The sequence below is a fragment of the Acidimicrobiales bacterium genome (genome assembly GCA_030747595.1).
Classification (GTDB): domain Bacteria; phylum Actinomycetota; class Acidimicrobiia; order Acidimicrobiales; family MedAcidi-G1; genus UBA9410.
The window spans coordinates 85,372-110,060 of sequence record JASLKK010000010.1; the positions used below are offsets into that span (position 1 = coordinate 85,372).

The 24,689-nt window shown below is 63.2% G+C and carries 27 protein-coding genes and 1 tRNA gene; 13 read left to right on the plus strand and 15 right to left on the minus strand.

Annotation, left to right across the window (positions count from 1 at the left end):
- Positions 1-6: 6 nt before the first annotated feature.
- The 8 genes from QF777_09095 to QF777_09130 all read right to left on the minus strand — a co-directional run bounded on the left by QF777_09095 (position 7) and on the right by QF777_09130 (position 10,737).
- A complete protein-coding gene (locus QF777_09095) occupies positions 7-1,395 on the minus strand; it encodes an FAD-dependent oxidoreductase (GenBank protein MDP6911703.1) in 1,389 nt (462 codons plus the stop codon).
- 18 nt (positions 1,396-1,413) lie between these two features.
- Complete coding sequence (locus tag QF777_09100; protein MDP6911704.1) at positions 1,414-2,037, minus strand: hypothetical protein; 624 nt, start codon at positions 2,035-2,037, stop codon at positions 1,414-1,416.
- Between the two features lie 626 nt (positions 2,038-2,663).
- Positions 2,664-3,491, minus strand: coding sequence for a hypothetical protein (locus tag QF777_09105; protein MDP6911705.1), 828 nt, complete (start codon positions 3,489-3,491; stop codon positions 2,664-2,666).
- Positions 3,492-3,535: 44 nt separating this feature from the next.
- Positions 3,536-6,112, minus strand: coding sequence for a sulfatase-like hydrolase/transferase (locus QF777_09110; protein ID MDP6911706.1), 2,577 nt, complete (start codon positions 6,110-6,112; stop codon positions 3,536-3,538).
- The gene (locus QF777_09115; protein MDP6911707.1) at positions 6,109-6,558 is read right to left on the minus strand and encodes an SRPBCC family protein; all 450 of its coding nucleotides are present in this window, start codon (positions 6,556-6,558) and stop codon (positions 6,109-6,111) included. The genes QF777_09110 and QF777_09115 overlap by 4 nt, the downstream gene beginning before the upstream one ends.
- Entirely contained in the window at positions 6,555-7,457 is a 903-nt protein-coding gene (locus tag QF777_09120) for a haloalkane dehalogenase (GenBank protein ID MDP6911708.1), read from the minus strand. The genes QF777_09115 and QF777_09120 overlap by 4 nt, the downstream gene beginning before the upstream one ends.
- Before the next feature lie 28 nt (positions 7,458-7,485).
- A complete protein-coding gene (locus QF777_09125; GenBank protein MDP6911709.1) occupies positions 7,486-8,319 on the minus strand; it encodes a ribonuclease Z in 834 nt (277 codons plus the stop codon).
- 138 nt (positions 8,320-8,457) lie between these two features.
- On the minus strand, positions 8,458-10,737 hold the full coding sequence (locus QF777_09130) for an arylsulfatase (protein ID MDP6911710.1): 2,280 nt from the start codon (positions 10,735-10,737) through the stop codon (positions 8,458-8,460).
- A gap of 119 nt (positions 10,738-10,856) precedes the next feature.
- Between QF777_09130 and QF777_09135 the strand changes: the two genes are divergently transcribed.
- From QF777_09135 to QF777_09150, 4 genes are all read left to right on the plus strand, one after another.
- Complete coding sequence (locus QF777_09135; GenBank protein MDP6911711.1) at positions 10,857-11,510, plus strand: TetR/AcrR family transcriptional regulator; 654 nt, start codon at positions 10,857-10,859, stop codon at positions 11,508-11,510.
- Between the two features lie 163 nt (positions 11,511-11,673).
- Positions 11,674-12,117 (plus strand): hypothetical protein, encoded by a 444-nt coding sequence (locus tag QF777_09140; protein MDP6911712.1) that lies wholly within the window; start codon positions 11,674-11,676, stop codon positions 12,115-12,117.
- A gap of 12 nt (positions 12,118-12,129) precedes the next feature.
- A complete protein-coding gene (locus QF777_09145; protein ID MDP6911713.1) occupies positions 12,130-13,293 on the plus strand; it encodes a nitronate monooxygenase in 1,164 nt (387 codons plus the stop codon).
- A gap of 65 nt (positions 13,294-13,358) precedes the next feature.
- Positions 13,359-13,431 (plus strand) — tRNA-Lys (locus tag QF777_09150).
- Positions 13,432-13,435: 4 nt separating this feature from the next.
- Here the strand turns inward: QF777_09150 and QF777_09155 are convergent.
- On the minus strand, positions 13,436-14,674 hold the full coding sequence (locus QF777_09155; protein ID MDP6911714.1) for a glycoside hydrolase family 3 N-terminal domain-containing protein: 1,239 nt from the start codon (positions 14,672-14,674) through the stop codon (positions 13,436-13,438).
- Positions 14,675-14,815: 141 nt separating this feature from the next.
- Here QF777_09155 and QF777_09160 point away from each other — a divergent pair, with 141 nt between their 5' ends.
- Positions 14,816-15,541 (plus strand): hypothetical protein, encoded by a 726-nt coding sequence (locus tag QF777_09160; protein ID MDP6911715.1) that lies wholly within the window; start codon positions 14,816-14,818, stop codon positions 15,539-15,541.
- A gap of 19 nt (positions 15,542-15,560) precedes the next feature.
- Here the strand turns inward: QF777_09160 and QF777_09165 are convergent, their stop codons facing one another.
- On the minus strand, positions 15,561-16,064 hold the full coding sequence (locus QF777_09165; GenBank protein ID MDP6911716.1) for a hypothetical protein: 504 nt from the start codon (positions 16,062-16,064) through the stop codon (positions 15,561-15,563).
- Positions 16,061-16,627: a DUF4031 domain-containing protein gene (locus tag QF777_09170; GenBank protein MDP6911717.1), complete on the minus strand. Its 567-nt coding sequence runs from the start codon at positions 16,625-16,627 to the stop codon at positions 16,061-16,063. The genes QF777_09165 and QF777_09170 overlap by 4 nt, the downstream gene beginning before the upstream one ends.
- 96 nt (positions 16,628-16,723) lie before the next feature.
- Between QF777_09170 and QF777_09175 the strand changes: the two genes are divergently transcribed.
- Positions 16,724-17,011: a hypothetical protein gene (locus QF777_09175; GenBank protein MDP6911718.1), complete on the plus strand. Its 288-nt coding sequence runs from the start codon at positions 16,724-16,726 to the stop codon at positions 17,009-17,011.
- Here QF777_09175 and QF777_09180 read toward each other — a convergent pair.
- Both QF777_09180 and dut read right to left on the minus strand, forming a co-directional pair.
- Positions 16,992-17,669 carry a methyltransferase domain-containing protein gene (locus tag QF777_09180; GenBank protein MDP6911719.1) on the minus strand — a complete coding sequence of 226 codons (678 nt, stop codon included), beginning with the start codon at positions 17,667-17,669 and terminating at the stop codon, positions 16,992-16,994. The two genes, QF777_09175 and QF777_09180, sit on opposite strands and share 20 nt — an antisense overlap.
- A gap of 17 nt (positions 17,670-17,686) precedes the next feature.
- Positions 17,687-18,124, minus strand: coding sequence for a dUTP diphosphatase (gene dut, locus QF777_09185; GenBank protein MDP6911720.1), 438 nt, complete (start codon positions 18,122-18,124; stop codon positions 17,687-17,689).
- A gap of 95 nt (positions 18,125-18,219) precedes the next feature.
- Here dut and orn point away from each other — a divergent pair, with 95 nt between their 5' ends.
- The 7 genes from orn (at position 18,220) to QF777_09220 (ending at position 23,232) form a co-directional block, all read left to right on the plus strand.
- Positions 18,220-18,765 carry an oligoribonuclease gene (gene orn, locus QF777_09190; protein ID MDP6911721.1) on the plus strand — a complete coding sequence of 182 codons (546 nt, stop codon included), beginning with the start codon at positions 18,220-18,222 and terminating at the stop codon, positions 18,763-18,765.
- Between the two features lie 71 nt (positions 18,766-18,836).
- Positions 18,837-19,940, plus strand: coding sequence for an MBL fold metallo-hydrolase (locus QF777_09195; GenBank protein MDP6911722.1), 1,104 nt, complete (start codon positions 18,837-18,839; stop codon positions 19,938-19,940).
- A 121-nt stretch (positions 19,941-20,061) separates the two neighbouring features.
- A complete protein-coding gene (locus tag QF777_09200; protein MDP6911723.1) occupies positions 20,062-20,253 on the plus strand; it encodes a hypothetical protein in 192 nt (63 codons plus the stop codon).
- Positions 20,254-20,374: 121 nt separating this feature from the next.
- Positions 20,375-20,713, plus strand: coding sequence for a WhiB family transcriptional regulator (locus QF777_09205; GenBank protein MDP6911724.1), 339 nt, complete (start codon positions 20,375-20,377; stop codon positions 20,711-20,713).
- A gap of 180 nt (positions 20,714-20,893) precedes the next feature.
- Positions 20,894-21,412 (plus strand): TlpA disulfide reductase family protein, encoded by a 519-nt coding sequence (locus tag QF777_09210; GenBank protein MDP6911725.1) that lies wholly within the window; start codon positions 20,894-20,896, stop codon positions 21,410-21,412.
- A 24-nt stretch (positions 21,413-21,436) separates the two neighbouring features.
- Entirely contained in the window at positions 21,437-22,537 is a 1,101-nt protein-coding gene (locus tag QF777_09215) for a cytochrome c biogenesis protein CcdA (protein MDP6911726.1), read from the plus strand.
- Complete coding sequence (locus tag QF777_09220) at positions 22,534-23,232, plus strand: poly-gamma-glutamate hydrolase family protein (protein ID MDP6911727.1); 699 nt, start codon at positions 22,534-22,536, stop codon at positions 23,230-23,232. The genes QF777_09215 and QF777_09220 overlap by 4 nt, the downstream gene beginning before the upstream one ends.
- Positions 23,233-23,241: 9 nt before the next feature.
- Here QF777_09220 and pdxH read toward each other — a convergent pair whose 3' ends face one another.
- On the minus strand, positions 23,242-23,877 hold the full coding sequence (gene pdxH / locus QF777_09225) for a pyridoxamine 5'-phosphate oxidase (protein MDP6911728.1): 636 nt from the start codon (positions 23,875-23,877) through the stop codon (positions 23,242-23,244).
- A 211-nt stretch (positions 23,878-24,088) separates the two neighbouring features.
- Complete coding sequence (locus QF777_09230; protein ID MDP6911729.1) at positions 24,089-24,496, minus strand: hypothetical protein; 408 nt, start codon at positions 24,494-24,496, stop codon at positions 24,089-24,091.
- Positions 24,497-24,689: the final 193 nt, after the last annotated feature.

The following is a 24,689-nucleotide window of genomic DNA, read 5'->3' on the forward strand; positions in this document are numbered from 1 at the left end:
GCTCGTTCACCAGCGGAGACGACCTAGAACGTCCAAGGAGGCGGTCAAGATCCGTTCGTCACTCCAGGACTCAACCTCTGCTGCCGGTCGGCCGGCGTTGAACCCGACCAGGATCGGGTGGCCGGTCCACGGAACTGCGTTGTACCACTCGATGAACCGACCAGGTTCGGATGAGGCGTAGGCGATCAGGTCTACGTCGGGATTCCAGAACGGCTCGTCGAAGTGGAGCACCACCTTGTCCATGGTTCCCATACCGAGGGTTTGGATGGCTGTCGACTTAACCGCTGGGAGGGCGGGGTCAAACCGGATGGACCCGGTCTGGAGAACTCCCAGTGGGACCGTTATGACGACGGCCCCTCCGTGGAACTCGGTCTCCTCCGTGGCAATCCGGATTCCGTTTTCGGTCCGAATGACTTCAGAAACCGGATGGCCTAGGCGAATGTCGAGGCCGGTCGCCAGGTGCTCAATGATCGGCCGGTAGGAGGTAGCGGGAACGGCGTCACCGCCTCGTGACCACCCACCTTCGTGAACTCCGGAGAAGGCGAGGTCCTCGGGTCCCGCCGCGAACCAGTGGTCGATCTCGGAGGCCAGCACGTACTCCAGATACCTTCGGTCTTCGCCCTCAACCTGACTGCGTAACTCGTCCACGGCTGTCTCCATCGATTTCGTGGACCGACTAGATGACAGCATGTCTTCAACCAGGTCGTACAGGTGGTTCAGGTCGGACCAGTTCACCAACTTGCCGTCGGCATCGAACAGCACTGCGTCTTCGTAGTCGGTGTGGACCAGGTCGATGCCCAGCGAGGCCGCTAGATCGGTCAGCGGGTTGTCTCGCAAGCCATGTAGCCATGAGCCGCCTAGGTCCACTGGGGCACCGCCCACGGTGTCCGACCAGACACGACCACCGATGCGTTGGCGTGACTCGACCACTACCACCTCGCGGCCAGCGGCGGTCAAATCACGTGCTGCTCCCAATCCGGCGACACCCGCACCGATCACCACGATGAGACCTGGCTTACTGGCTTCTTGGATTTCGATAGCCGCCCGCTGTCCTGAGGCGAGAGCACCGTGGACGGTTGCCGGGTGCTCGGTGTCGGTTGCCTCTCCAGCGAAGAACAGACGGTGGTCGATTGGTCGGGCGAGCATCCGACGGGTAGCTGACGACGCTCCCGGGCCCAGGTACGAATACGAACCTCGCGACCAGGGGTCCTGACCCCAGCGAGTGATCCGATGGTCGAATAACGCTGGGAGATTTGAGGTTGTGGTGAGAGGTGAAGTCGTGGTGCGGTCACCGCGTCCACAGCTCAGCGTGGTTGCCAGAGCCAACGACGACAGCCCGGCTAGCACCTCGCGACGACTACGTAGCAGGGAGTAGGGGACGTTGGTGTTCGACATCTCGGTGGGCCTCCGTGCTCAGGTCCCAGGCTCGCTGCCGGCGATGGGTTGTTCGATCGTGACAGTGACGGAGACGATCGAAGCTCGCCTCGGTGGGTTGGAGAATCCGACGTTCATGGGTCGGGTGACCTCAACCAGTTCCCCAAGGTCCTCGTTTCCGTGTCGGGCAGTGGCGGTCTTTACCCACCGCCACCCGCGAGCTTGATACCACTCGCGGGCACCGGTCGGGCTCAACCCGTAGGTTTCAACACCCATTAGCCATCTTGCGATGGGTGCTTCGATGTAGCGGGTCACGGTGAGTGGGCGCCGGGGCGGAAGGGGGCGTAGCCAGCCTCCGTTCATCTGTATCGCAAGTTTGTCTGTCCAAGCCGTCGTGGTTGCACCCTCGCTCTCGACATGAAGCGACGCGACCATGACGTGATCAAAGTGATAAATACTCGTGATGAAGTTGGCTGCATCTCGTGAGGAGGCGATCAAGGTTCTGGTGTCGTTTGCGTCGAGCCACATGATGTCGTGAAAGGGTCCAAGCGGAGACTGTGGCCAGTAACCGATGACGAACTGGTCTCCGCTAGCAAATGCCGCTGACGAGATGGTCCCCTTGACAACGGAACGCCCGTCGCTACCGCCGGATACGTTGGTCATCATTGAACTTTTGGAATGTTGGGCACGTATTCCTCGTTCGGTTCGGCATGCCACACGTTGAACTCCAGTTTTGACTCCATTTCGACACCATTGTGCGGATGTCTTGTGGAGGGCCTTGCCTACTGTCAGGTGGTGGCCTGACGAGTCGGGTCCGGTGCCAAGGCATGATGTCTAGGTGGAGGACTGTGACGACGTCGTTGATGTTGTCGTCGAACGAAGTCGTGGGGTGACTGCCACGTTCGCTGACGGGTACGTTGCGGAACTCGATTTAATGCGACTTCGCCTGCTTTGCCCTTGTGCGGCCTGTCGTTCACTAAGGGAACGTGGAGAGGCAGCCTGGCCCCGTCATGGCAACCCAGCTCGGCTACAGATTAAGGATGCTGCACTCCATGGCGCATGGGGATTGAACATCACGTGGAACGATGATCACAGCACGGGTATCTACACCTTCGAGTTGTTACGAGAGATGAGTGGCTGGAGCAACGACTAGGCGGACATCCCGAACCGGTTGGGCCAAACCAGTTGAGGCGACTGGGTGTAAGGCTCGCCGCGTAGCGCCCAGGGCGAGTTCTGCACCGAATACGTCACTGCTGTGTGGTTGTGAGAGCCCTTCGCGCATTGCGACCTCAATCCTGAATCGACTCTCTTAGCTGGTCGACTTTCGGTTGAACGACCATCGTGTAGGTATCAGCAATCGCTGTCTCGCGATGGTCATGTTGAGCTTTTAGACGGGTTGGATCAGCAACCACTGCCTTGAACGCTGCCTTGCTTGGGAATTGGTTGAAGCGCACCTGGTGCCACTCGCGCCCGTCACCGATGATTGTTCCTTCAACTGTGAACCAACCGGAGACTCTCACGCCGTGCTTTGAGGCGACTCCTGCTGCGACCGACTGATAAGCCTCCATATATGCGGGGGTCTGGACCCCGGATTCCATGTCTTCGAACCGGAGCACGTGCAGCACAACTATCGGTCCATCACCTTTGGTCGAGGGGTGCGGGACATCGGACCGATTCGCGGATCCCATGTCGGATGCTCTCGGAATGGTCAGGGGTTGGCATCCCATGACGATGGTCTTATCCATCCCAGCGTCCTTGTGCTTGTGCGACTCCTGGAACTCTGGGCGTGACTGCATCTCGATAAAGGACCTGCGGGTTGGGTATTTCACAACAGCGATGCGATCCCAGACGGTGTTGTCGCCGAGGAGTTGCTGGTCGACGTCTCCTAAGAAGACGATCTCGGCTCCGACCGCCGTTAGCGAGTCGATTGGGGAGTAGAGGTTGTCTGCCTCTTGACCAGAGATGGCCGTCTTTCGGCCGTCTACGTAGTCGGCCACTTCACGGTATTTCATCAGGTTGACCATCCATACCGGGCCATCGTCAGATGGTGAGGTGGCGGCCAACCGGATGCCGTATTCCCGGTCAACGAGACCGTAGCGAGGTCCATCGCTGCTCATCTGGCGCTTCCTTCAGTTAGGAGTCGTGGTCATCTTGGATGGGGCTACAGATCCTGGGCAGCGAGGAGTTCCATCATTTCCCTTGCAACCATTGGGCCGGCATTCTGGTTCTGACCGGTGACGAGGTTGCCGTCGACCACCCAGTGGTTGGCGAACGGGTCACGGAACCTGGTGATGCTCTCGAAGACCGCACCGGCTCTACGTAGTTCTCTCTCCGGGTGGTGCGGGGTGGATTGGATGCCGAGTTCTCTCACCTGCTTGTCGGTGACTGCGGAAATCCGACGGCCCTTGACCAGCGGTTCCCCGGCGACATCCTTTGCGTTGAGGAGTCCGAGCGGGCCGTGGCATACACCCCCGATGATCTTCCCCTGCGCGTTCGCCTCGGTGATCTTGGCTGCTAGGCCGTCTGAGAATCCGAAGTCGAACGCTGCGCCCCAACCGCCGGAGAGGAACACCACGTCGTACTCGGACATGTCCAATAGCCCGATCGCCAACGAGTTGGTGACCTGGTTCCGGAAGTCGTCGTCGGCGAGGAAACGGTCGTCGTCACCGCTTCGCATGACCGGCTTGAGCGACTGTGGGTCGACTGGAATCACACCTCCTAGAGGGCTTGCCACGTCGACCTTCATGCCCGCGTCGAGGAACGCGTAGTAGGGAACGGTCATCTCACTGGCGAAGACGCCGGTGGGCTTGCCAATGTCCATTACTGCAGTGTTCGTTGCGACCATGAGGGCACGCTTTCCAGCGAGCCCGAACTCGACTGCGTTCAGATCTTCGGGGTGCATGCCAATCTTCTGTACAAGCTTTCGAAGCATTCTCGCTGGTGGGGGTGGGCGCTTCTTCACCGGTCCCCCGGTTGGCTGACGTGATGCATAGGGCCACGGGTTGTTTCGCTCGGGCACGGCTCGGAAGCGCTCCTCTTTCAGGAGGGCGCGGATGTGGATGAACACGTCCCGGGCCGAATCATCGTTCCATCGGTTGACGGCTTCGGTCGGGTCGGCGTCGAGGTCGTAGAGCTCCCACTGGTCTGGGAGTGGGATGGTCCGGGTCGTCTCGCCAGCCAGGCCGCTTGAGGCGAGGTGGCGGACTCCCGGATTGGTCCACGTAGCCGGGTCGTCAAAGGTACGAACCACCTTCCACAGATGGCCTTCAGCACGATTAATCGAATCGTCAACCCGTGCAACGATCCCTTCAAAGTTTGAACCCACATGTTCCGGAACTCGGATTCGTAGCATCCCAGGCGGTTTTGCAGCACGACCGGTAGCGCGGGCCACGCCGGAGGCACCGGAGTCACCCTCGAGCATGTTGTCGCGCGTCATCAGGTAGACGGTGCGATTGGGATTTGGAGTTGCGGCGCCATCAACGACCGGCATGAGGTTCGTACCGGGCAGCGGATGGACCTCGGTGAATGATTCTTGGAGCACGCTGGTCGTCATCGCTTCGTCGATACCTGCCGCTGACAACAGGGTGGGCACGATGTCGATGTGGGAGGTCGGGGCGTCGTGGATCAATGTCCCGGTGGTGGCGTTGGTGCCGATCCGGGCAATTGAAAATGGGACGCGGGTAGCTTCGTCGTAGAGGTTGAACCATTTCTGGTGAAGGCCGCCATGGGCGCCCAGCAACTCGCCGTGGTCAGAAGTACGCACGATCACGGCGTGTTCAGATCCTCCATCAGTTACGGCTCGACGCACCCGATCAATTGGGGCATCGACCTCTGCGTGTAGCCGGTAGTAGAGGTCGCGGTATTTCTGGGCGTTCTTGTCGTAGGCCCGCGCAATAGCTGCTGCCGGCCCATATCCCGTCGGATAAGTCGCCCGATACGCGACCTGGGCTGCTGGCTTGGTGGACAGGTCTTCGTCGTCAGTGGGCGATGCGGGTATCGAGGGTGGATCTAGTTCTGGTTGGTTCTTGATCGGGATTCCGCGTCGAACCCAGGCTGGGAACAAGACGATGTCGTGGGGGTTGACGAAACTCGCGACGAGCAGGAAGGGACGCAGGGCGTTTGCGTCTCCTTCCTCTCGCCGGCGGTAACGGTCCTGCAACCAGGCGACTACTCGGTCTGCGATGAGCGGATCACGCCGGAAGCCGCTATTGGCGAGTGCGCCGCCATGGGGTTCGGGACCTACCCAACCAGAAAAGCCGAAGGGCTTGAGCGGATCGGCTGCACGGTATGCATCGACGGCTTCCTGATCGACCTCCCCGGCGGCGTTGTTGGTTGCAAGAACCTGGCCGGTGTTCTCGTCGATCAGGTCGGCGTGGGAGATGTGCCACTTCCCGTCGTAATGAGTGTCGTAACCGCCGGCCCTGAACCAGTGACCGAGCGTGGGGACCTCGCCGGCACGCAGCCAACGCAGGCGCGAGTCGTCAGCCATCTTTCCCAGGCCGTCGGTCTGGGTCACACCATGAACGTCGGGGTAGTGCCCGGTGAAGATCGTCGGCCTACTGGGAACGCAGGCCAGCGAGCCCGTGTAGTGGCGTCCAAAGTTGAGTGCGTGTTCGTCGAACCAGGCCCGACCGGTCAGCGTTTCTGCACGCCACCGGGCGATGTCTGAGTTTTCGTACGGTGGGGCGGCGCGTTCCTCGTCGGTCATGATGACGATGACGTCGGGTCGAACGGTCATGGCCGCTGCCCTCTCCGACCCAAATGGGCTACGAGCCCTGAGAGCATCTCGTCGGATGCCGCCCCGAGCCTGCGTCCGACAATGCGTGCGATCAACTTCTGTGGGGGTCGCGGGCCGGCATCAATGTCGGTGGTCAGCCTCACCTTCGTTCCGTCTTCGGTTGGTTCGAGCCGCCAGGTGTTGGTAGCCGAGCGGATCACTGGTGGGATTCCTTTGAGGGAGTACGACAAGGTGTGTGGCTCCTCCCACTCAACGACCGTCTCTATGAGAGCTGATCGACCAACCTGCACACGACGAGTTGTACCGACATCGGATGCTCCCTCGGTGAGGAAGCATGAGTGTTCGACGTTGGGCGCCCACGAACTTATGGCCTCGAACTCGGACAGCACCTTCCAGACCTCGGTCGGTGCGGCATCGACGAGACGGGACCGCTGGATAGTGGTCATGAGGCCATGAAGTCGACGAGCAGTGCAGCCAGCAGCGGTCCCTGGTCTTCTTGGAGGAAGTGACCTGCGCCCTCGATTGTCGTGTGCGGTTGGCCTTGGGCTCCAGGAACTCTGGCCAGGAAGGGAGTTTCGCCGCCCTTGGTCACCGGATCGAGGTCACTGAACGCAACCAGGAACGGCCTTTCGAACTGTTCGAGCACCTTCCACGCCGCCTTGTTGGCGGATGCTTCCGGGTCGTCGGAGTTGGTGGGCACAAGAGACGGAAAGATCCGGGCTCCGGCCTTGTAGGAATCGTCGGGGAAAGGGGCGTCGTAGGCAGCGATGACTTCATCTGACAGGTCGCTGATACATGCGCCGTTGACGAGTTTCCCAATGGGGAACACCGGTGATTCCTGGGAGAACTTCTGCCAGGCCATGAAGGCTTCCGACCCGCCTTCACCGGTTGGTAGACCCGTGTTGCCAATGGCCACGCGTTCGTATCGGTCGGGTTGGTCGGCCACCAGCCGTAGGCCAATGAGGCCGCCCCAGTCCTGGCCGAAGAAGGTGATGTCCTGCAGATCGAGATGGTCGAAGATGAGCGACGAGGCCCAGACGACGTGACGGGCGTAGCTGTAGTCGGTCATCTCCGTCGGCTTGTCACTACGGCCGAAGCCGACGAGGTCGGGAGCGATTACCCGGTAACCGGCGGAGACCAGCGGCGGGATCATGCCGCGATAGAGGTAGCTCCACGATGGCTCTCCGTGCATCAGCAACACGACGGGACCGTTGGACAGGCCTTCGTCTAGGTAGTGGACCCTCAACGTTCCACCGTCGCCATCAGGTATTTCGGCGTAGTGCGGTTCAAACGGGTAACCGGGTAGATCGGTAAATCGGTGATCGGGCGTTCGAACAGTGTCCATGTCTCTGTTTCCTTCGGGTCTGGTCGACTCAGCTCGGGTGGACTTCGACCCTGTGCAGGTCATCGCCCAACTCGATGGTGCCGGTGAAGTGGGTAGCGGCGAGTTTGCGCCAGTCCTCGCCACCGCCGGATGGGAATGTTGGTACGTAGTGCGTGAGCACCAGGGTCTCCATGTCGGCTCGCGCCGCTGTTCTCGCAGCCTCTTCGGGAGAGGAGTGGTAGTCGAGCGTGTCTTGCAGTCTCTGCATCGGGACGTTCTCGATGACGTCCTTGCGGATGACCGTGTGGACCAGAGCCTGCGCACCAATGCACAGCCTGTCGAGGCCTTCGCATGGCACGGTGTCGCCGGCGACGACAACCGAAGCGCCGTCATAGTCGAAGCGGAATCCGATGCTGGGTTCGACCGGCTTGTGGTCTGTGGGCGCGCAGGAGACTCCTACCTGGCCGCCCAGGTCGATCTTGCCTTCGGTCACTTCGATGACCTCGACAGGGGGCCGATAGTCGAGGTCGTCGTGGTGGGCGATGCGGTAGCCAATGTCGGGTTCCAGCGAGGCGAGGATGTGGTCTACAACCGTTCGGGTCCCGATTGGACCGACGATGGTGAGCGGAGATGGTTCGAAGGTCGTGACCCATCTGGTGGTGATCACGTCGTTCAGGTCGGTGATGTGGTCACTGTGTAGATGGGTCAGTAGTACAGCACTGAGTTGACCTGCGCTGCTGGCTGCGCCCCCCAGGCGCATGAGCACGCCTCGGCCGGCGTCGACGAGGAACTGTTCGGTACCACACGTAATGAGCGTGGCTGGTCCGGCCCGGTCCGGGTCGGGCATGGGGCTGCCGGTCCCGAGGAGTGTGATGGCAAGCATGCGGTTGATTCCTTCTCTGGCTGAACGGTGGGGCTCAACGATGGGCCGGAGCCATGTAGAACCAGAACAGAAACTCTGTGAGTCTCCTCGGTTCGGTGGAAGCGTTCGACATAGTGCCACTCGTCGTCTGGGTGGAGGTCATTGCCGGGCCATCTCTGCCCTGGCAAGAGCATTTTCGGCTTCCACCGATGCCCGTGACAGCAGCTGGATCTCGACCTCGTGGAGTGTCCCGGAGAACGGAAAGGGTGCTTGGTAGCGATCGGACACTGCTGAGCCGTGGTCGTAGCCGATGCTCGGCCCGACGGAGGAGATCATCCGCATGTAGAAGGGCAGGTCGGCCCGGCCTGCTTCGTTGCCGTCGACGGCAAGTATCACGATTCCGGATTGGCCACCAGTTCGTCGGAATCGTGCTGTCAGAACCGAGTCGCCGACGGGTAGGTCGACGTCAGATTCCAACAGGGTGTGTTTGTCGAACGCGTTGTAGTCGACGATCAGGCGTTCGTTTTGCACGAAGACCGAGATTCCGGAGTTCTCGGTGCCGGTTGCCCACAAGACGCCGTCTTCTCCACTAGCTCTCGTGACCTGGGCAGTCAGGTCGAAGCTCCGTCCGCCCGTTGCTGCGCTCGCGCCACCTGGGATTGGCGACATTGGTGGCCGGTACACGTAGCGCCTGTCGGGTGGGTGGGGAGAGTGATCCCGGAACCGGGCGCCAAAGAGACCGCCCATGCCACGATCATCGAGTGGGAGGACTCCGTGGCGTTCGGCTTCGGACCACCACAACGCAACGAGTTCTGCCAACTTGTTTGGATCCGAGCCGGAGAGGTCGTTGCACTCCGATGCATCGACGCTGAGGTTGTAGAGCTCCCAAGGTTCTGTTTCGTAGTCCGCTCCCTCCTGGTGTTTGCAGACAGCCTTCCACTGGCCTGCCACCAGGGCCCGGCTGCCGGCCATCTCGAAGTACTGAAGGGTGTTGGGTGCCGGCGCCCCTGCATCACTGAAGACCCCGGCAAACGAGTGGCCTGTGATGGGCAACTGACTCCGGCCTCTGAACACGTCTGGGGGAGTGATCTGGAGGAGGTCGTAGATGGTGGGCACGATGTCAGCAACGTTGGTGAACTGCCCGCGCATCGTCCCCCGTTGACTTTCTTCGATACCGGCTGGCCAGGACACGATCATCGGGACATGGACGCCGCCCTCGTGGGTGTTCTGCTTGTACCACTTGAACGGGCTGTTGCCGCACTGGGCCCATCCCCACGGATAGTTGGTGTGGCTATGTGGTCCACCGATCTCGTCGATCCTTTCGACGGCCTCGTCTGGTGTTTCGAGGATCCCGTTGAAGAACTTCATCTCGTGCATGACGCCGAAGGGACCACCTTCCTGGGAGGCGCCGTTGTCGGCTAGGACGACGAGGAGCGTGTTGTCCAGTTCTCCAATAGCGCGGAGACCGGCGACGAGGCGACCGATCTGGTCGTCGGTGTGGTCGAGAAAGGCGGCGAAGGCTTCCTGTAGCCGAACAGCCAGGCGTTGCTGGTTGACGGGCAGCGTGTCCCACGGTTCCACGCCAGGATTCAGGGGCGCCAACTCCGTTCCCTCAGGGATGACCCCTATGTCGATTTGACGCTGGAACCATCGCTGTCGAACAACGTCCCAACCCTCGTCGAACGAGCCCCGGTACTTCGCCAGGTACTCGGGTGGAGCCTGGTGGGGAGCGTGGGTGGCACCGAAGGGCAGGTATGCGAAGAATGGGCGATCGGGTCGGACTCCCTTGCTGTCAGACACCATTCGCAGCAACTGGTCGACCAGGTCCTCACTGAGGTGATAGCCGTCCTCAGCCTTGCCCGGTGGCTCGATCGGGTGGTTGTCACAGACCAGTTGGGGATGGAACTGATCGGTTTCACCCTCGAGAAATCCGTAGAACCGGTCAAATCCGCGCCCCAGCGGCCACTGCTCGAACGGCCCGGCTGCCGAACACTGTTCCATGGGGGCTAGGTGCCACTTCCCGGTGCAGAAGGTCGCGTAACCCTCAGCCTGGAGTACCTCGGCGACCGTGGCAGCGTGGTTCGAGATGTGGCCCAACTGGTGGGGAAATCCGGTCTGGAAGTTGGACACTGCGCGCATACCGACCGCATGCTGCGACCGGCCGGTGAGCAGCGAGGCCCGGGTCGGCGAACAGAGCGGAGTTACGTGGAAGTTCGTGAACTGAAGACCGTTAGCCGCCAACTCGTCAATGTGTGGAGTATCGATTTCTGACCCGTAGCAACCGAGTTGGGCGAACCCTGTGTCGTCCAGCAGCACAACGACCACGTTGGGTGAGTCATCTGCAGGGTGTACCGGTTCCTCAAACCAGGGTTCTGATTCGGCAAACGTTCGACCGATGTGGCCATGGAAGGTTCCTGTTGGCAGATCCGGCTTTGACACAGTGTCCTCCCTCAAGATGCAATCTATCTTATGAGAGTCTAACTATCAATATCTGATTGGAGTGCTAGACTCAGTGTCTGCAAGGAGGAGACGGGGCGAAAATGCCACCGCAATCGCTGATGACCCAGACCGCTTTGAGCAACGAGACCATCGACGGCCGCCGGGCCCGGCGGGAACGCGGCCGCCTTGCCGTGTCCGACGCAGTGATCGACCTTGTGGGCGAAGGGAATACGGACCCGACATCCGAACAGGTAGCGGAGCGAGCAGGAGTCTCGGTCGCCTCCCTGTTCCGCTATTTCGAAACGCTCGAAGAGCTCAGGCAGGAGACGCTTCGTCGATACTTCAAGCGCTACGACCACCTTTTGCGGCTACCGGACATCGCCGAAAGCACTCTCGAACATCGCACTCAGGTTCTAGTTAACCGCCGGGCAAAGTTGTATGAAACGACCGGACCGATGTGCCACCAGGCCCGGAGAAGAGCTCCAGAGTTTCCAGATGTTGACGAAGGGTTGCGTTCCGTCCGGTCGATGCAGGCGGACCAGATTCGCCAATGCTTCGCCCACGAACTGGAGGCCTTGAATCCCTCTGCCCGTGACGACCTCGTAGCAACCATCAGCACCTTGACCTCTTTTGAGTCTTGGGACCAGATCGTGCACGACCACAACCGCACACCTCAACAGGTCCGGCGGACATGGACGACCGCCCTGCACCGACTCCTCCAACCACTCGGATCTTCCAACACCGGAAGCGCAACCGAGATGGTGCATCAGTGAAGGGCGGTGAACGGTGAAGGCGAAGAATCTGATCGGAGTCATCCCGAGACTCCTCATTGCCCCACTCCTAATCCGCCGGCGTCCAGACGAACCTCCAGCAGGGCGTGAGCACTTCGAACCAACACCCCTTTCGGCGTCCCCGGCTGAAACGACCATCAGGGCGGTGGACATTCCCGTCGCGCATACTCCTTCTGGTGGGTACCGGGACTTCCCACAACCGGTTCTCGCAGGGTGCGACGAGCCGATCACACCAGGAGCGCCTGATCTTCGAGGTGTCTGGCAGGTCTACAGAGGCCCGCTAAAGGGACACATCGAACGCGTCGAACAGGCTGGAAACCGGGTCGTCATCACCGCTGGCGGAATCATCCATGACATGTACGCGGACGGCACCCTCGAAGGTGGGGTCAACGACGTACACGCGAACAAAACCAGCCGCATCTCCGTTGCGGCTCGATTCGAAGACGGCCGCCTGAACCTGTACCCCGGAAACCGCAGAGTCGCGCTCGTCACGCGTTACCGAAATGGGGACGAAATGGTGTGGCGCTATGGGCCTTGGAAGAATCGACTCCGGCGCCTCGAGACCATTGAAGAGACCGACCAGTGCTAACAACTGCATCTCTTGGAGGAATCGGAGGGCGTCTCTCAGCCCGACCTAAGCCATTGGGAAAAGAAGTTGAGTAGATCATTGCGAACTCCACTGTGCGAAAGGTTGGGGATCGACTTTCCAATCTTCTCGGCCGGAATGGGACCGATCGCCGGACCCGAACTCGTGGCGGCGGTATCCAACGCAGGTGGGCTTGGAGTGCTTGGTTGCACCTCGATGGCCCCGGAACAGGTACGGACCGTCATCCGCCGCACCCGAGAACTGACCGATCGACCGTTCGGCGTCGACCTCATCTTGCCGGCCCGTATCGAACAGGACGGAACGAAGATCTCAGATGTTGCTGAGCGGATTCCCATTGAGCACCGCGAGACGGCGGCCCGTATTGCCACCGAACTGGGTGTCGAGCAGCCAGGTGGAAGTGCCAATCGTGGAACCGGTAGAAACGCGTTGGGGACCGATGCCGAGGCCCAAGTCCAGGTCATCTTGGAGGAAGGGGTCCCGGTATTCGTCGGTGCCCTCGGCTCACCAGGTTTTGTAGTGGACCGCTTCCACGAAGCCGGAGCAGTGGTGATGTCGGTGGTCGGCAACACGAAACAGGCTGTCAGCGTCGTAAAGGACGGTGCCGACGTCGTCATCGCACAAGGCACGGAAGGTGGTGGCCATACCGGACACGTCGGCACTCTCGCCCTTCTTCCCCAGGTGCTCGATGCTGTCGAAGTTCCCGTCGTTGCCGCTGGCGGGATCGGTGATGGTCGCGGCCTGGCGGCTGCCCTTGTCATGGGTTGTGAAGCCGTGTGGGTAGGAACTCGCTTCCTAGCTACCGAAGAGGCAGGCATCGCTGGTTGGCAGAAGGACGGCCTGGTGGACGCCGCCGACCAGTCGCCAGTTATCAGTCGCGCCTACACGGGCAAGCGATTCCGTCTTCTCCCAAACCAGTGGACCAAAGCCTGGGAGGCTGCCGACCTTGACCCACTTCCCATGCCGTTGCAACCGGTCCTCACCGAGTTGACCCTCGGGCCTTGGGCAACTGACCGCGGTGGCAAGGAAGGAATCTCTATGAACGGTGCCGGCAACATCGTTGGCCTCGTCAGGGACGTGGTGCCAGCAGCTGAGGTCGTACACCAGATGATCGCCGATGCCACTGCCCGCCTTGATGGTTTTAGGCCACCCGCCGCCTGAACACCCACCTGTACCCTGACAACCGGTGGTCGACCGCGTTTCACACCGGGTTTCGCACCGCCGCCGGGTCGCTAGCTCATCGGGTAGAGCAGGGGACTTTTAATCCCAAGGTGCCGGGTTCGAGCCCCGGGCGACCCACTAGTCAACCCCCATCATGGACGCTGCCTGCCAACGTGCACGGGTTGACGTTCCGCAGGGCAAGCACCCGTTCGACGGCCTCGTCCAACCAGCGTTCGTCCAACGAACCGTCGTCAAGGGCGGACAACAGACCCCACGCGACGGGCACCACGTTGGCCAGGCCACCGATAATCAGTAGGTCTGCGCCAGCAATGAGGGCGAGGCGGGCCGCGGTGGCCACGTCGACCAGGTCGGCGACAGCTCCCATGGCCAGATCGTCAGTAACCACCACCCCATCGAAGGCCAGATCGCCCCGCAGCACGCCGGTGATGGCGGACGGTGAGAGGGTGGCCGGCACCCCGTCAGTCAGGCCGGGCACCACCAGATGGCCGACCATGACCGCCGCACCGTCTGGAACCAGGGCAAACGGGAGCAGGTCGACCTCCCACAGGTCCTCGAGTGCTGGCGTGGTGGTCAACTCGTCGTGACTGTCGGCGTTGGCCCGACCGTGGCCTGGGAAGTGCTTAACCACCGGCACGAGGCCGCCGGCCAGCACCCCTTCGGCAAAGGCAATGCCGTGGGTGGATACCACCTCAGGGTCGTCAGAGAACGACCGGTCGCCAATGCCTGGTGCGGCGCCCACGTCGAGCACCGGGGCGAGGTTCACCGTGACTCCCAAGGCACGCAGTGCCTCTGCCCGGTCCCTTGCCAACGCACGCACCTCGTCAACGGGAAGAGCCCCCATGGCGGCAGCCGAGGGCATCGACCCGAGCACGGACTCGAACCGCTGAACCCGACCACCTTCCTCGTCAACGGCCACCACTACTGGCCCGGTAGCCGATGCAGCCTGCACAGCGGCCACCGCAGCCGAGAAGCCGTCTCCCACCGGACCTGCCATCACCACTCCGGCCACCAGACCTCGCCCAGCGAGATCGACCACCACCGGGAGTTCAGCCTGGGAAGCGATGGGCAGGAGCACCTGACCGATCCGGAGTCCGACGGGCAGACCGCCCACGCACTCGGCTGCGGTGGGGCCCGCCGGAAGAGTCGTCGACGTGGTCGTCGCGATAGTCGACGGCGGCGTGGTCGGAGGGGTAACGACGGTGGTCGTGGGGACGGTGACCGACACGACCAACGTGGTTGTCACCGACACCGAGGTAGTCGAGGGCGGAGCCACCTCCGGCGCGGTGGTCGAGGGCGGAGCCACCTCCGACGAGGTACCACAGCCTCCCGCTATCAACGCCAACATCAGGGCCAGCGACACCAGCGGCATCCTCGGCAGGCAATCAACTCCCAAGCCGTGTCGCATCCGGCCAGTGGACCATAGATCCGACCCGGCCGGGCCGCGGGTGTGAGCTGACGGGTCCGACCGTCCAATGGCCGGCCTCCCGCCTAGCGTGGGGTCATGCGCACTCTGGTGGTGATGCTGCTCGCTGGAATCACCGTCATGGCTGTCCTCTTCTTCGGCCTCGGCGGAAACCCGACCGACGAGATCGTCATCCTGCCGGTTGCCTCGACCACGCTGGCCCCGGCGACAACCCCAACAACTGACGCCGCCAACATGTCCGACAGCGACACCCTGATCGCCGTTACCACCACCGTCGGAATGGTCGAGGCGACCCTGCCCACCGAGCCGATGGGCACGCTGGCTCCGGTCGAGGGTCTGGGCGTGCCCACTCTGAACGCCGCCTCGTCGGTGAGCACCGTGGGCATCGACCGGGTCATGTTCGGCATGACACTCCACGACGCTCAGGTGGCAGCCGGTAGCCAGTTCACCCCCATCACCCCGGTGGGCCACTGCTTTCTCGTCGTTCCAGAAGCCGGCCAGGCCGGACTCACGTTCTGGGTGGTGGCCGGCACCGTCGAGCGGGTCGACGTCGACACCCGCACCATCACCACCCGCTCAGGCGCCGGCATCGGCGATACCGAGGAACGCATCCGGGAACTGTTCGGTGAACGCATCCACACCACCGCCCTCCCCGACGGTTCGGGGAACCTGCTGGCCTACGTCCCCAAGGACGTGGCCGACGCCACCTACCGGGTGATGTTCTTGTCCAACGGCCTCCAGATCACGCGGGTCTGGGCCGGCCGTCTCCCGTGGGCCGAAGAAATCGGCGGCTGCCCCGGCTGAGCCCCCCTTTCGCTGCCGGTCAGTACCCCTCGGGTAGGTCATGGATGTACTCCCCACAACTCACGAACACCGCGCCGTACCCGAGTCGTTCCCCTACCCCGGATTCCAGGTCAAGGCCGCGGATCCATTCGATGGCCCCTGCGCTGATGGTTCCGTCATGGACGAACACCTCGAGCGGCCCATCCAATGACGCTTCGTAGCGCACCGAACCACCGATGGTGAGGCCCACGTACGGCTGACCGAGGAACCCTTGGATTAGGGCCTCTACCGGTTGGCCGCTATCCGGGTGTTGGCCCACCCCGATGGCTACCACGTCACCAGCCCCCGGCGAGTAACAGGAGAACTCGAGGTCCAGCGTCAGGTCACCGACCTGGATCCAACCGTTGGTCGCTACATCGGACGCCGTTGTCGTTGTCGACGCCGACGCCGTTGTGGACCCCGGGGGACCTTCACCCAGACCATCACCGCCACACGCGGCACAAGCCAGAAACACGACCAACACCATCGACGAAACCCGCCTCATCGCGTCTCCCTCCGACGTGGGGTCAACAACTCGACCAAACGGTCGTCATGGCACCGGACCTCCACACCTGCGGGCACGTCGCCCACCAGCACCACGCCCTCGTCGTCGTCCACCACCAGAGCGACTTCCGCCCATCGCTGAGAAACCAGTCGATGAAACGCCACCACGTCGACAGACGTCCAACGCGCGTCTACCCCTTGAAATGCCTCGGCTAGATCACCCGGCACTACCAGATCCATCGAACCGAGGTCAGGTCGGCTCCCCGGAGCCGACCACCGGCCAACCTCCTCCCACGAACCCGGTCGATCTGGAGCGGCAAGACGGAGCCCGGCAGCCCGCAAGCGCCGAACCAGGTCCCGCCCACGGACCGCCTCGGCGCCCAAGGCAAGGGCCCGCTCACGCACGTCTGTGGGGATGTCGTAGTGGTCTCCTTGGAAAGCCATACGCCGCAGGCCCAGACGACGGGCGAACGCGTGTAGCTCGGCGACGCTCTCGTCGCTCACCAGGTGCGCCCATCGGGCGCCCCGCCAGGGCCACACGGCCTCATCGACCAGCACGGTCATACCGACGATGTTGCCCGACCTGCAGCCCTCGCCGCCACCTTCGCCGTCGATCAGACCGACACCGCGCCCGCGCCAATGAGATGGGAGACTCGCCCCATGGCGCGCAGTTCTCAGCGGGACGATCTCGAGGCAGTGACCCTTCGCCTTCCCGCGTCTCGACCGGTCGGTGATCTGCCGCGGGTTGGCTTGGCCTCCCTGTTGCGGATCCACCGGATCGAACCGTCCGAGATCGGCGACCTGGCCTCGTCGCTCCAGGAAATGGCCGCCGAGATGACCGGCGCGGGCTCCGACGTAGTGATCGACTACCGGGTGTCAGCCTCCGAGGTAGCCATCGATCTCACTGGCGACGGCCGCACCCTTCGAATCAGCGCGCCGCGTTCCTAGATTCTCGACGCACCACAGCCCACGTGGCTTCACCTACGGTCGAGGTGACGGCCCGCCACGACGATCCGGTGGCCGATTCGAGCGACGCCACCACTGCCTCACATGACAGGTGGATCGGCGTCTCCGGTCCCCGGCTATTCACCCAGACCACGAAACCGTCGTCAGCTAGGCACCGGTCGACCTCAGCGGCGAACAGGAACATGTTCTGCAGGATCAGGACGTCGACGATGCTGTCGGCCAAAGGCAGAGCTGAACCATCGGCGCACATCAGCGGTGGCGCTCCGTCCACCGCGTGGCTGAGCATCCCCCACGAAAGGTCAGCCGCCACGTAGCAATCGAACCGATCCCGCAGGTCACGTGCCGATATGCACGTCCCGGCACCCAGCTCGAGCACCGTCCGCCCGGCCACCGCTCCCCGGTCCAGGGCATCCAGTAACGGCGCGTTGCGACTCGGATGGTCACGGGTCGCCGTCCAGTCCGGGGCCAGTGAGTCAAACAACGTCCGGACCTCACCGACCAGCGAGCCGTCCCATGTGCCCGCTTCAACACCGGCTCCGGCCACCAGTTCGGTGACCTCGCGCATCCGGTGGTTGACCACTGTTCCCCGGGTGCCCTCGTCGACCCCGTCAAGGCCAGGCAGTTCCTCGATCGTGCCCACGTACCGGACCGTTGGAGTCAGCGGCCGGTCGACCCGAAGCCGCCCTCGCCCCGTTCAGATGGAGGGAGCTCGTCGACCTCGGCGAATCGGCATTCCTCGACCCGCTGGATCACCAGTTGGGCGATGCGTTCGCCGCGAACCACTTCAAAGGGATCGGCGGGATCGGTGTTGACGAGCAGGACCTTCAGCTCCCCCCGGTAGCCCGAGTCGATGAGGCCCGGCGTGTTCAGACAGGTCACGCCGTGTTTCAGCGCCAGACCGCTGCGGGGCTGAACGAACCCGGCGTACCCCCAAGGGATGGCGATGGCCGCGCCGGTGGACACCAGGGCGCGACCCCCGCCGGGCGCCAACGTGACGTCCTCGGCGGCCACCAGATCCGCTCCAGCGTCACCCTCGCGGGCATAGGTCGGAAGGGGCAGGTCATCAACCAGTCGAAGCAGGGGAATCTTGAGCACGGCGGCGACCCTAGCCCCCGACCCCAGCCCACTCACCGGCTGGTCCCGGGCTGGCGCCGGACTGAGGCAAGGCATGACGCCCTAGGATCGGCGCCGTGCTGGCATGGATGGACCTCGAGATGACCGGACTGGATCTCGAGTCCGACGTAATCGTCGAGATCGCGACCCTGGTCACCGACGACGACCTCACCATCGTGGCCGAGGGCCCGGACCTGGTGGTCCACCAGCCACCCGAGGTTCTGGACCGCATGGGCGACTTCGTGAGGACCATGCACACCAAGAGCGGCCTGCTGGACGCCATTACCGCCTCGTCAACCACGTTGGCCGAAGCTGGCGATGCCACGATGGCCTTCCTCAAGCAACATATTCCCGAAGCCCAAACCGTGCCGCTGTGCGGCAACTCGATCGGTACCGACCGACGCTTCCTACTCCGTTGGCTTCCCGAGATCGAGGAGTTCCTGCACTACCGGTCGGTCGACGTGTCGACTGTCAAGGAACTAGCCCGGCGCTGGCACCCGGAGGCCGTCAAGTCGGCACCCGAGAAGGCCGGCGGCCACCGGGCCATGGACGACATCCGGGAATCGGTGGCCGAACTGCGCCACTACCGAGCGGCGCTCTTTCCCTCCTCGCCCGACGCCTGAACTCGTCCGGCGCCCATTGCTGGCCCAGCGCCGCTTGGGCCCGTTCAGAGGCCCCCTCCTATGGTGACGCCGTGACCGACCCCTCCTGTTCCCATACCGATCAGCCACAAGATCGGCCGGTCCGGCAGGAGCAGGAACCAGCCTCGACCGAGGTCACCGAACTGGCCTCCGGGCTATACCGGCTTCAGCTCCCTATCTCGATGCCCGGCCTCGGCCACGTCAACTGTTACGCGCTTGAGGACACCGACGGATTCACCCTGGTGGACCCCGGCCTGCCCAGCCTCGAGTCGTGGAACGCCCTCGGCCACCTTCTGGCTCAGCTGGGCACCGACCACAGTCGGGTCCACACCGCGGTGGTCACCCACAGTCACCCCGATCACTTCGGCGGTGTACACCGTCTCCGCGATGACCACGGCACCCGGGTCCTTACCCACGCCGACTTCCGATCGGTGTGGATGGACATGGCGATCGACGAGGAGATGGACTCCGGCGACCTGGATCTGGCCGACGACGAGGACCTCGAACGGGTCCGATCCATGATGAGCCGCCCCACCCCATGGGGCGCTACCCGATCCGCACCACCGGCCACTGAACTTCGCAAGTGGTCGGAGATGGACGTGACCGGTGGATCGAAGTCATGGCGTGTCCCCGAGCCGTCCGACACGGTGGTCGACGGCGAGGAGGTCTTGCTCGGCGGGCGAACCTGGCTGGCCGTCCACACCCCGGGCCACACGCACGACCACCTCTGCCTCTACGACCCGGCCGACGGGATCCTGCTCTCGGGAGACCACGTACTACCTACCATCACCCCCCACATCAACGGCATCGGCCCAATGGACGATCCGTTGGCCACCTTCTTCCGCTCGTTGGAACGGATGAAGGAGCTCCCCGGGCTGGAGCACGTCCTACCGGCGCACGGTCACCCGTTCACCAACGTGGCCGAGAGGGTGGACCACATCATCGACCACCACGGGGAACGTCTCGACGTCATCCGTGAGGCCGGCGAAGACATGGGATCAGGCACCGTGGAAGCCTTCATGCAACGACTCTTCAAGGAGCGTTCGTGGGGCGACATGGCGGCTAGCGAGACCTACGCCCACCTCGAGCACCTGCGAATCCTGGGCCAGGCGACCCGGGACGAAGTCGCAGGTCAGACAATGTATTCGACCAGCTGATTTAATCATTTGACCGAGGTAACCCCGGTCGACTCGGATGGAGACCGGTCAGACGCCTCTATCGTGGATGTCTGACCGGGTGGCAACCGCCGCCCATCTACCCAGCCACAGGACAGTTTCCATGTACGAGCTTCACTGCCATCGCCACGGCCTTTCGGCCGGCGTGCACGTGTCCTCGTCGCGCCTGCATACGGCTCATCACTCGGTGAAGCCGAGTATTTCGTGGCATGTCGATTCCTCGACGTTCATGAACACCTATCGGACCACCGGTTTCACCAAGACCGGCCAGCGGCCCCGGGGAGCGAACAGCTGATCAGCTGAACGCAGATCCACCCCCCGAGGCCGCCGGAGAAATCCGGCGGCCTTCTTCGTTTTTCAAACCGGTTTTCAAATCCAACTCCCCCAAGACCAGCGACCCAGAGAGCAGCGAGACCATGCAAGAAACACTGATCTACGAACGAGAGACCTGGCGCCAACAGGCCGCCTGTGAACGCCTCGGCGTCCCCACCGCGGTCTTCTTCAGCGACGACATCGGGGACATCGTGCAGGCCAAGAACATCTGCGCCGAATGCCCGGTGCTCGAGTCGTGCCTCGAAGGCGCCATCCGCCGCCGAGAGCCATGGGGCGTGTGGGGCGGACAGCTGTTTCGTAACGGCCACATCCTGGCCACCAAGCGTCGCCGGGGTCGCCCCTCCAATGTGCCGCGCCCCGAGGAGCAGCTGCCCGTCGTGCCCATCCCGTTGCGCATCCAGCAGGAGCTGCTCTCGGCTTGACGCGGCCACCACAAAACAGGTCCCGCACCCGGCCGGTTCCCCCTCCTCCGGCCGGGTGCCGGCCCACCAGAACGCCAGACCACGGACCGGGGTGACGCTTCGGCGAGCCCCGGTCCGTGTGGCAACCATGATTCCGCCACAGCATGTTCGCTCCACGGTGGGCCGGTACCGTCGACGTTCGTGCCTCGTATCCCTGTCGGTCTGCTCCTCATGGGGCTGTTCCTCGTGGGGCTGTCGGCGTCCACCGTCGGCTGTGCCGAGGACCCTGAGACCGTCGTCGACGTGACCTCGATGCCCTTCGAACTCTGGACCGGGAAGACCACCACGCTGGACGACCTGACCGACAGCGACGATCGACCCGTCGTGGTGAACCTTTGGGCCACGTGGTGTACACCGTGCCTCAAGGAGATGCCCGTCCTGCAGACCGCCCACGAGAGGGGTTCTGGGCAGGTCCGGTTCGTAGGCATCAACGTCAGCGACTCACCCACCCGGGCGGCCCAGCGGGCCGACGAACTCGAGATCACCTACCTTCAGGGTCGTGATCCCGATGGAGAGTTCTCCGCAGCCCTCAGCACCGTCGGCCTGCCGGTGACCGCCTTCGTAGACCGAGGGGGCGATCTGGTCTATGTCCACCATGGGTCGCTTGATGCCGACGAACTGGCCGAAGCCATCAGGGAGTATCTGGAGCCGACCCGATGATCCCCGTCCGGTAATCCCCCTCCCATGATCGACGTCTCCCTTGCCCTGCCGTTCACTCTGGGCATCGTCACGGCCATCAACCCGTGCGGCTTCGCCATGCTCCCCACCTGGCTCGGCTACTTCCTGGGCCGCGACACGGCGGACGGTGAGGCCCGCCCTGAACAGGTCCTACGGGGATTGTCGGTCAGCCTCATCTTGACGGCGGCTTTCGTGCTGGTGTTCGGCGCCCTCGGCCTGGCCGTCAACACGATGGTCTCCGAGGAGGCCATTGCCACCAAGACCCCGTGGGTCACGGTGATCCTCGGCGCGGCGTTTGTCCCCTACGGCCTGTTCATGCTGACCGGCCGGCAACTCCGGATCCCCTTCTTCAAACCCGGCCGCGGCCCGTCGACCACCGAACTGTGGTCAGTCCTTGGGTTCGGCGTGTCGTACGCCGTGGTTTCTATCGGCTGCTCGGCCCCCATCTTCCTATTGCACGTGGCCGGGAGCTTCGGACGGGACGGCATCGTCGACGGGATCGCCGTCTACCTGGCGTTCGCCGCCGGCATGGCCGCCGTGGTCACCTCGCTCACCCTCTCGTTGGCCGTGGCCCGAGGCGGTCTGGCCCGTCACCTCCGGCGTCTGCTCCCCCACTTCGATCGGATCGGTGCCGTGGCCCTCATGCTGGGCGGCGCCTACCTGGTCGTCTACGGCGTCTACGAGATCCGCATCCTGCGGGACGCGCGGGCCCCGTCCAATCCGATCGTGGACTCGGTGACCGACCTCCAGTCGCACCTCACCAACTGGGCGGCCAATGTCGGTGGCCCGCGCCTGGGCCTCGCTCTCTGGTTGGTGGTGGCCACGCTGGTGGTGTGGGGCCTCGGGCCGGCACTGTCGACCCGACCCCGCCGGTGGCTCTGGATGGTGGCCGGTGGCGCCTGGGGTGTGGCCGAGGGACTGGTCCACCGGGGCGATCTGCTGGTCATCCCGGTCGGCCGCCTGATCGGTGACTGGCCGGCACGCATCGGCAACTGGATCGACGACCCGGTGCGATGGGCCACCCCACTCGAGGCACTGCTTACCATTACCGTCCTGCTGGTCGTGTGGGCGTCGGCTCACGGGGCAATGAGTGACCGGCGTCGGTGAACCGACCTATCCGGTCGGCGGTGGTCGACGACCGAACGCCGGGACGGGTTGAACCCATCGAGCACCTGACCGACCTTCTGGCCCTGCCCGGGGTGGTCGAGGAGTTCCACCTCCGGTCGACAACCGGCGTGTGCGCCCTCCACGGTGGGGGCCTGGAACGGGCCACCGAAGTGGTGGCCCGAGAGGTGGCGAACCGGATCGACGGTTCGCTTTACGCAGTGGTCCAGCCCGATGGCTGTCGACGCCACCTCCCGTCCACCCGCTTCGTGCCCGGGGTGTCGTCGAGCCTGGACGCGTTCCTTGGTCGGGTGGACACCGTGTTGTCGATTCACGGTTACGGCCGACACGACGACTTCTGGGCCGTACTGGTCGGTGGAGCCGACCGTACGGCGGCCCATCATGTGGCTGGCCATCTCCGGGGGGTTCTGCCCGAGGAGTACCGGGTGGTCGACGACGTGGAGGCCATGCCTCGGTCGCTCCGCGGCCTGCACCCCGACAACCCCGTGAACCGGGTGGACGGTGGCGGCGTCCAGGTCGAGTTGCCACCCAGCATCCGGTGGAACCGCGACCACCGGGACTGGTCGGATCGGGACGGTACGCCCCGGGCCGAACATCTCGACCTCCTCATCGACGGCCTGGTGGCCGCCCTGGAGGATCCCGACCGACCCGATCGGACCATCGGACAGGCCCGCTAACTCTTGGCCCTAGGGCGCTCGGCGTTCCACCACCCAGGACGCACCGTCGAGGCGGTACCGCAGGCGATCATGGAGCCGGTCTGGTCGGCCCTGCCAGAACTCGATCGAGTGGGGCCTGACTCGGTAGCCACCCCAGTGGTCGGGCCGTTCGACGGGCTGGTCGGCCCAGCGCTGCTCGGCCTCGACGAAGGCGCGTTCGAGTGTGGCTCGGTCGGGCACCACGACGCTCTGGTCCGACGCCCACGCCCCGAGCTGACTCCCTCGTGGTCGGGAGATCCAGTAGCCGTCGGACTCCTCGTCGTTGAGGCGCTCGGCGGTGCCCATTACCCGGACCTGACGGCGCAACTCAGTCCAACTGAAGGTAAGGGCGGCCCGACCTGACCTGTCCATCTCGGCGGCCTTGTCGCTGGTGTAGTTGGTGAACAATACGAAGCCCTCGGCGTCGATTCGCTTGAGGAGCACGTTGCGGGCCGATGGCCACCCATCGGCGGTCACCGTGGAGAGCACCATGGCGTTGGGTTCCCAGTAGCCGGCTGCCTCGACTTCGCCGAACCATCGTTGGAACTGGATGAAAGGATCGCCTGCCAGGTCGGCCAGGTCGAAGCCCGCCGACTCGTAGGCCTCCCGTACCCCACTCAAGTCCATCCCGCCAGTCAACCAGCCGACGCCTCGTACCAGCACACCCGCTGCACCCCAGCTGCGAGAGTGGCGCGAAACCCCCACGCCCTCCAAATAATGGGTCCTGGCTTCACCGAGGTGAGACTCCGAACGCGATCCAGACAAATCGGGAACGCGCCCCGTGCTCTAGGTCCCCACCAGAGATGTGGGTGAAAAGTGTCCGTGCTCGGACAACGACCTAGTAGTCACCAGGTTCGTAAAGGACCACCTCTACTCCACCCGGTAGCACCATCACGATGACGAGTCCCCACCCCTTATCGACTGGAGCGCCCCGGAACTCGACTCCCTTCGCCCGCAATTCCTCCACCGTTGTGTTGAGGTCGTCGCACATGAACGAAACCTCGTGGGTAGGTCGATCACCGGGGTGGATATCTAACTCAGGCGGACCAGCGTGGGGCTCCATCGTGGTTGGTGGAAGACTGAAGGTCACAAAGTCGCCATCCTCGCCAACTATTGGGAGTTCAAGTACATCGCGCATTACAGCTCGGAAAGCATCAATCTCGGAGGTATAGAACAGTGTGTGGGCTCCGGTGATGGCCATAATCAACTCAACTTTCTCGCGGTGACCCAATGGAATACGGGTCATTGGTGATTGTAGGGGTACTCTATTTATATTAGTATTACTTTAGTTCCTGTACTTACCAATCATTGGCTTATTCCATGAATCCAAACTCCCTCGACAGGAGCCTGTAGGAACTAGGCGTTCAGCCCAGTACTTCGCGGGTGTAACGGACGACAGCCTCAGTCTCACTATCACTGAGTTTTCCAGCAAACGCCGG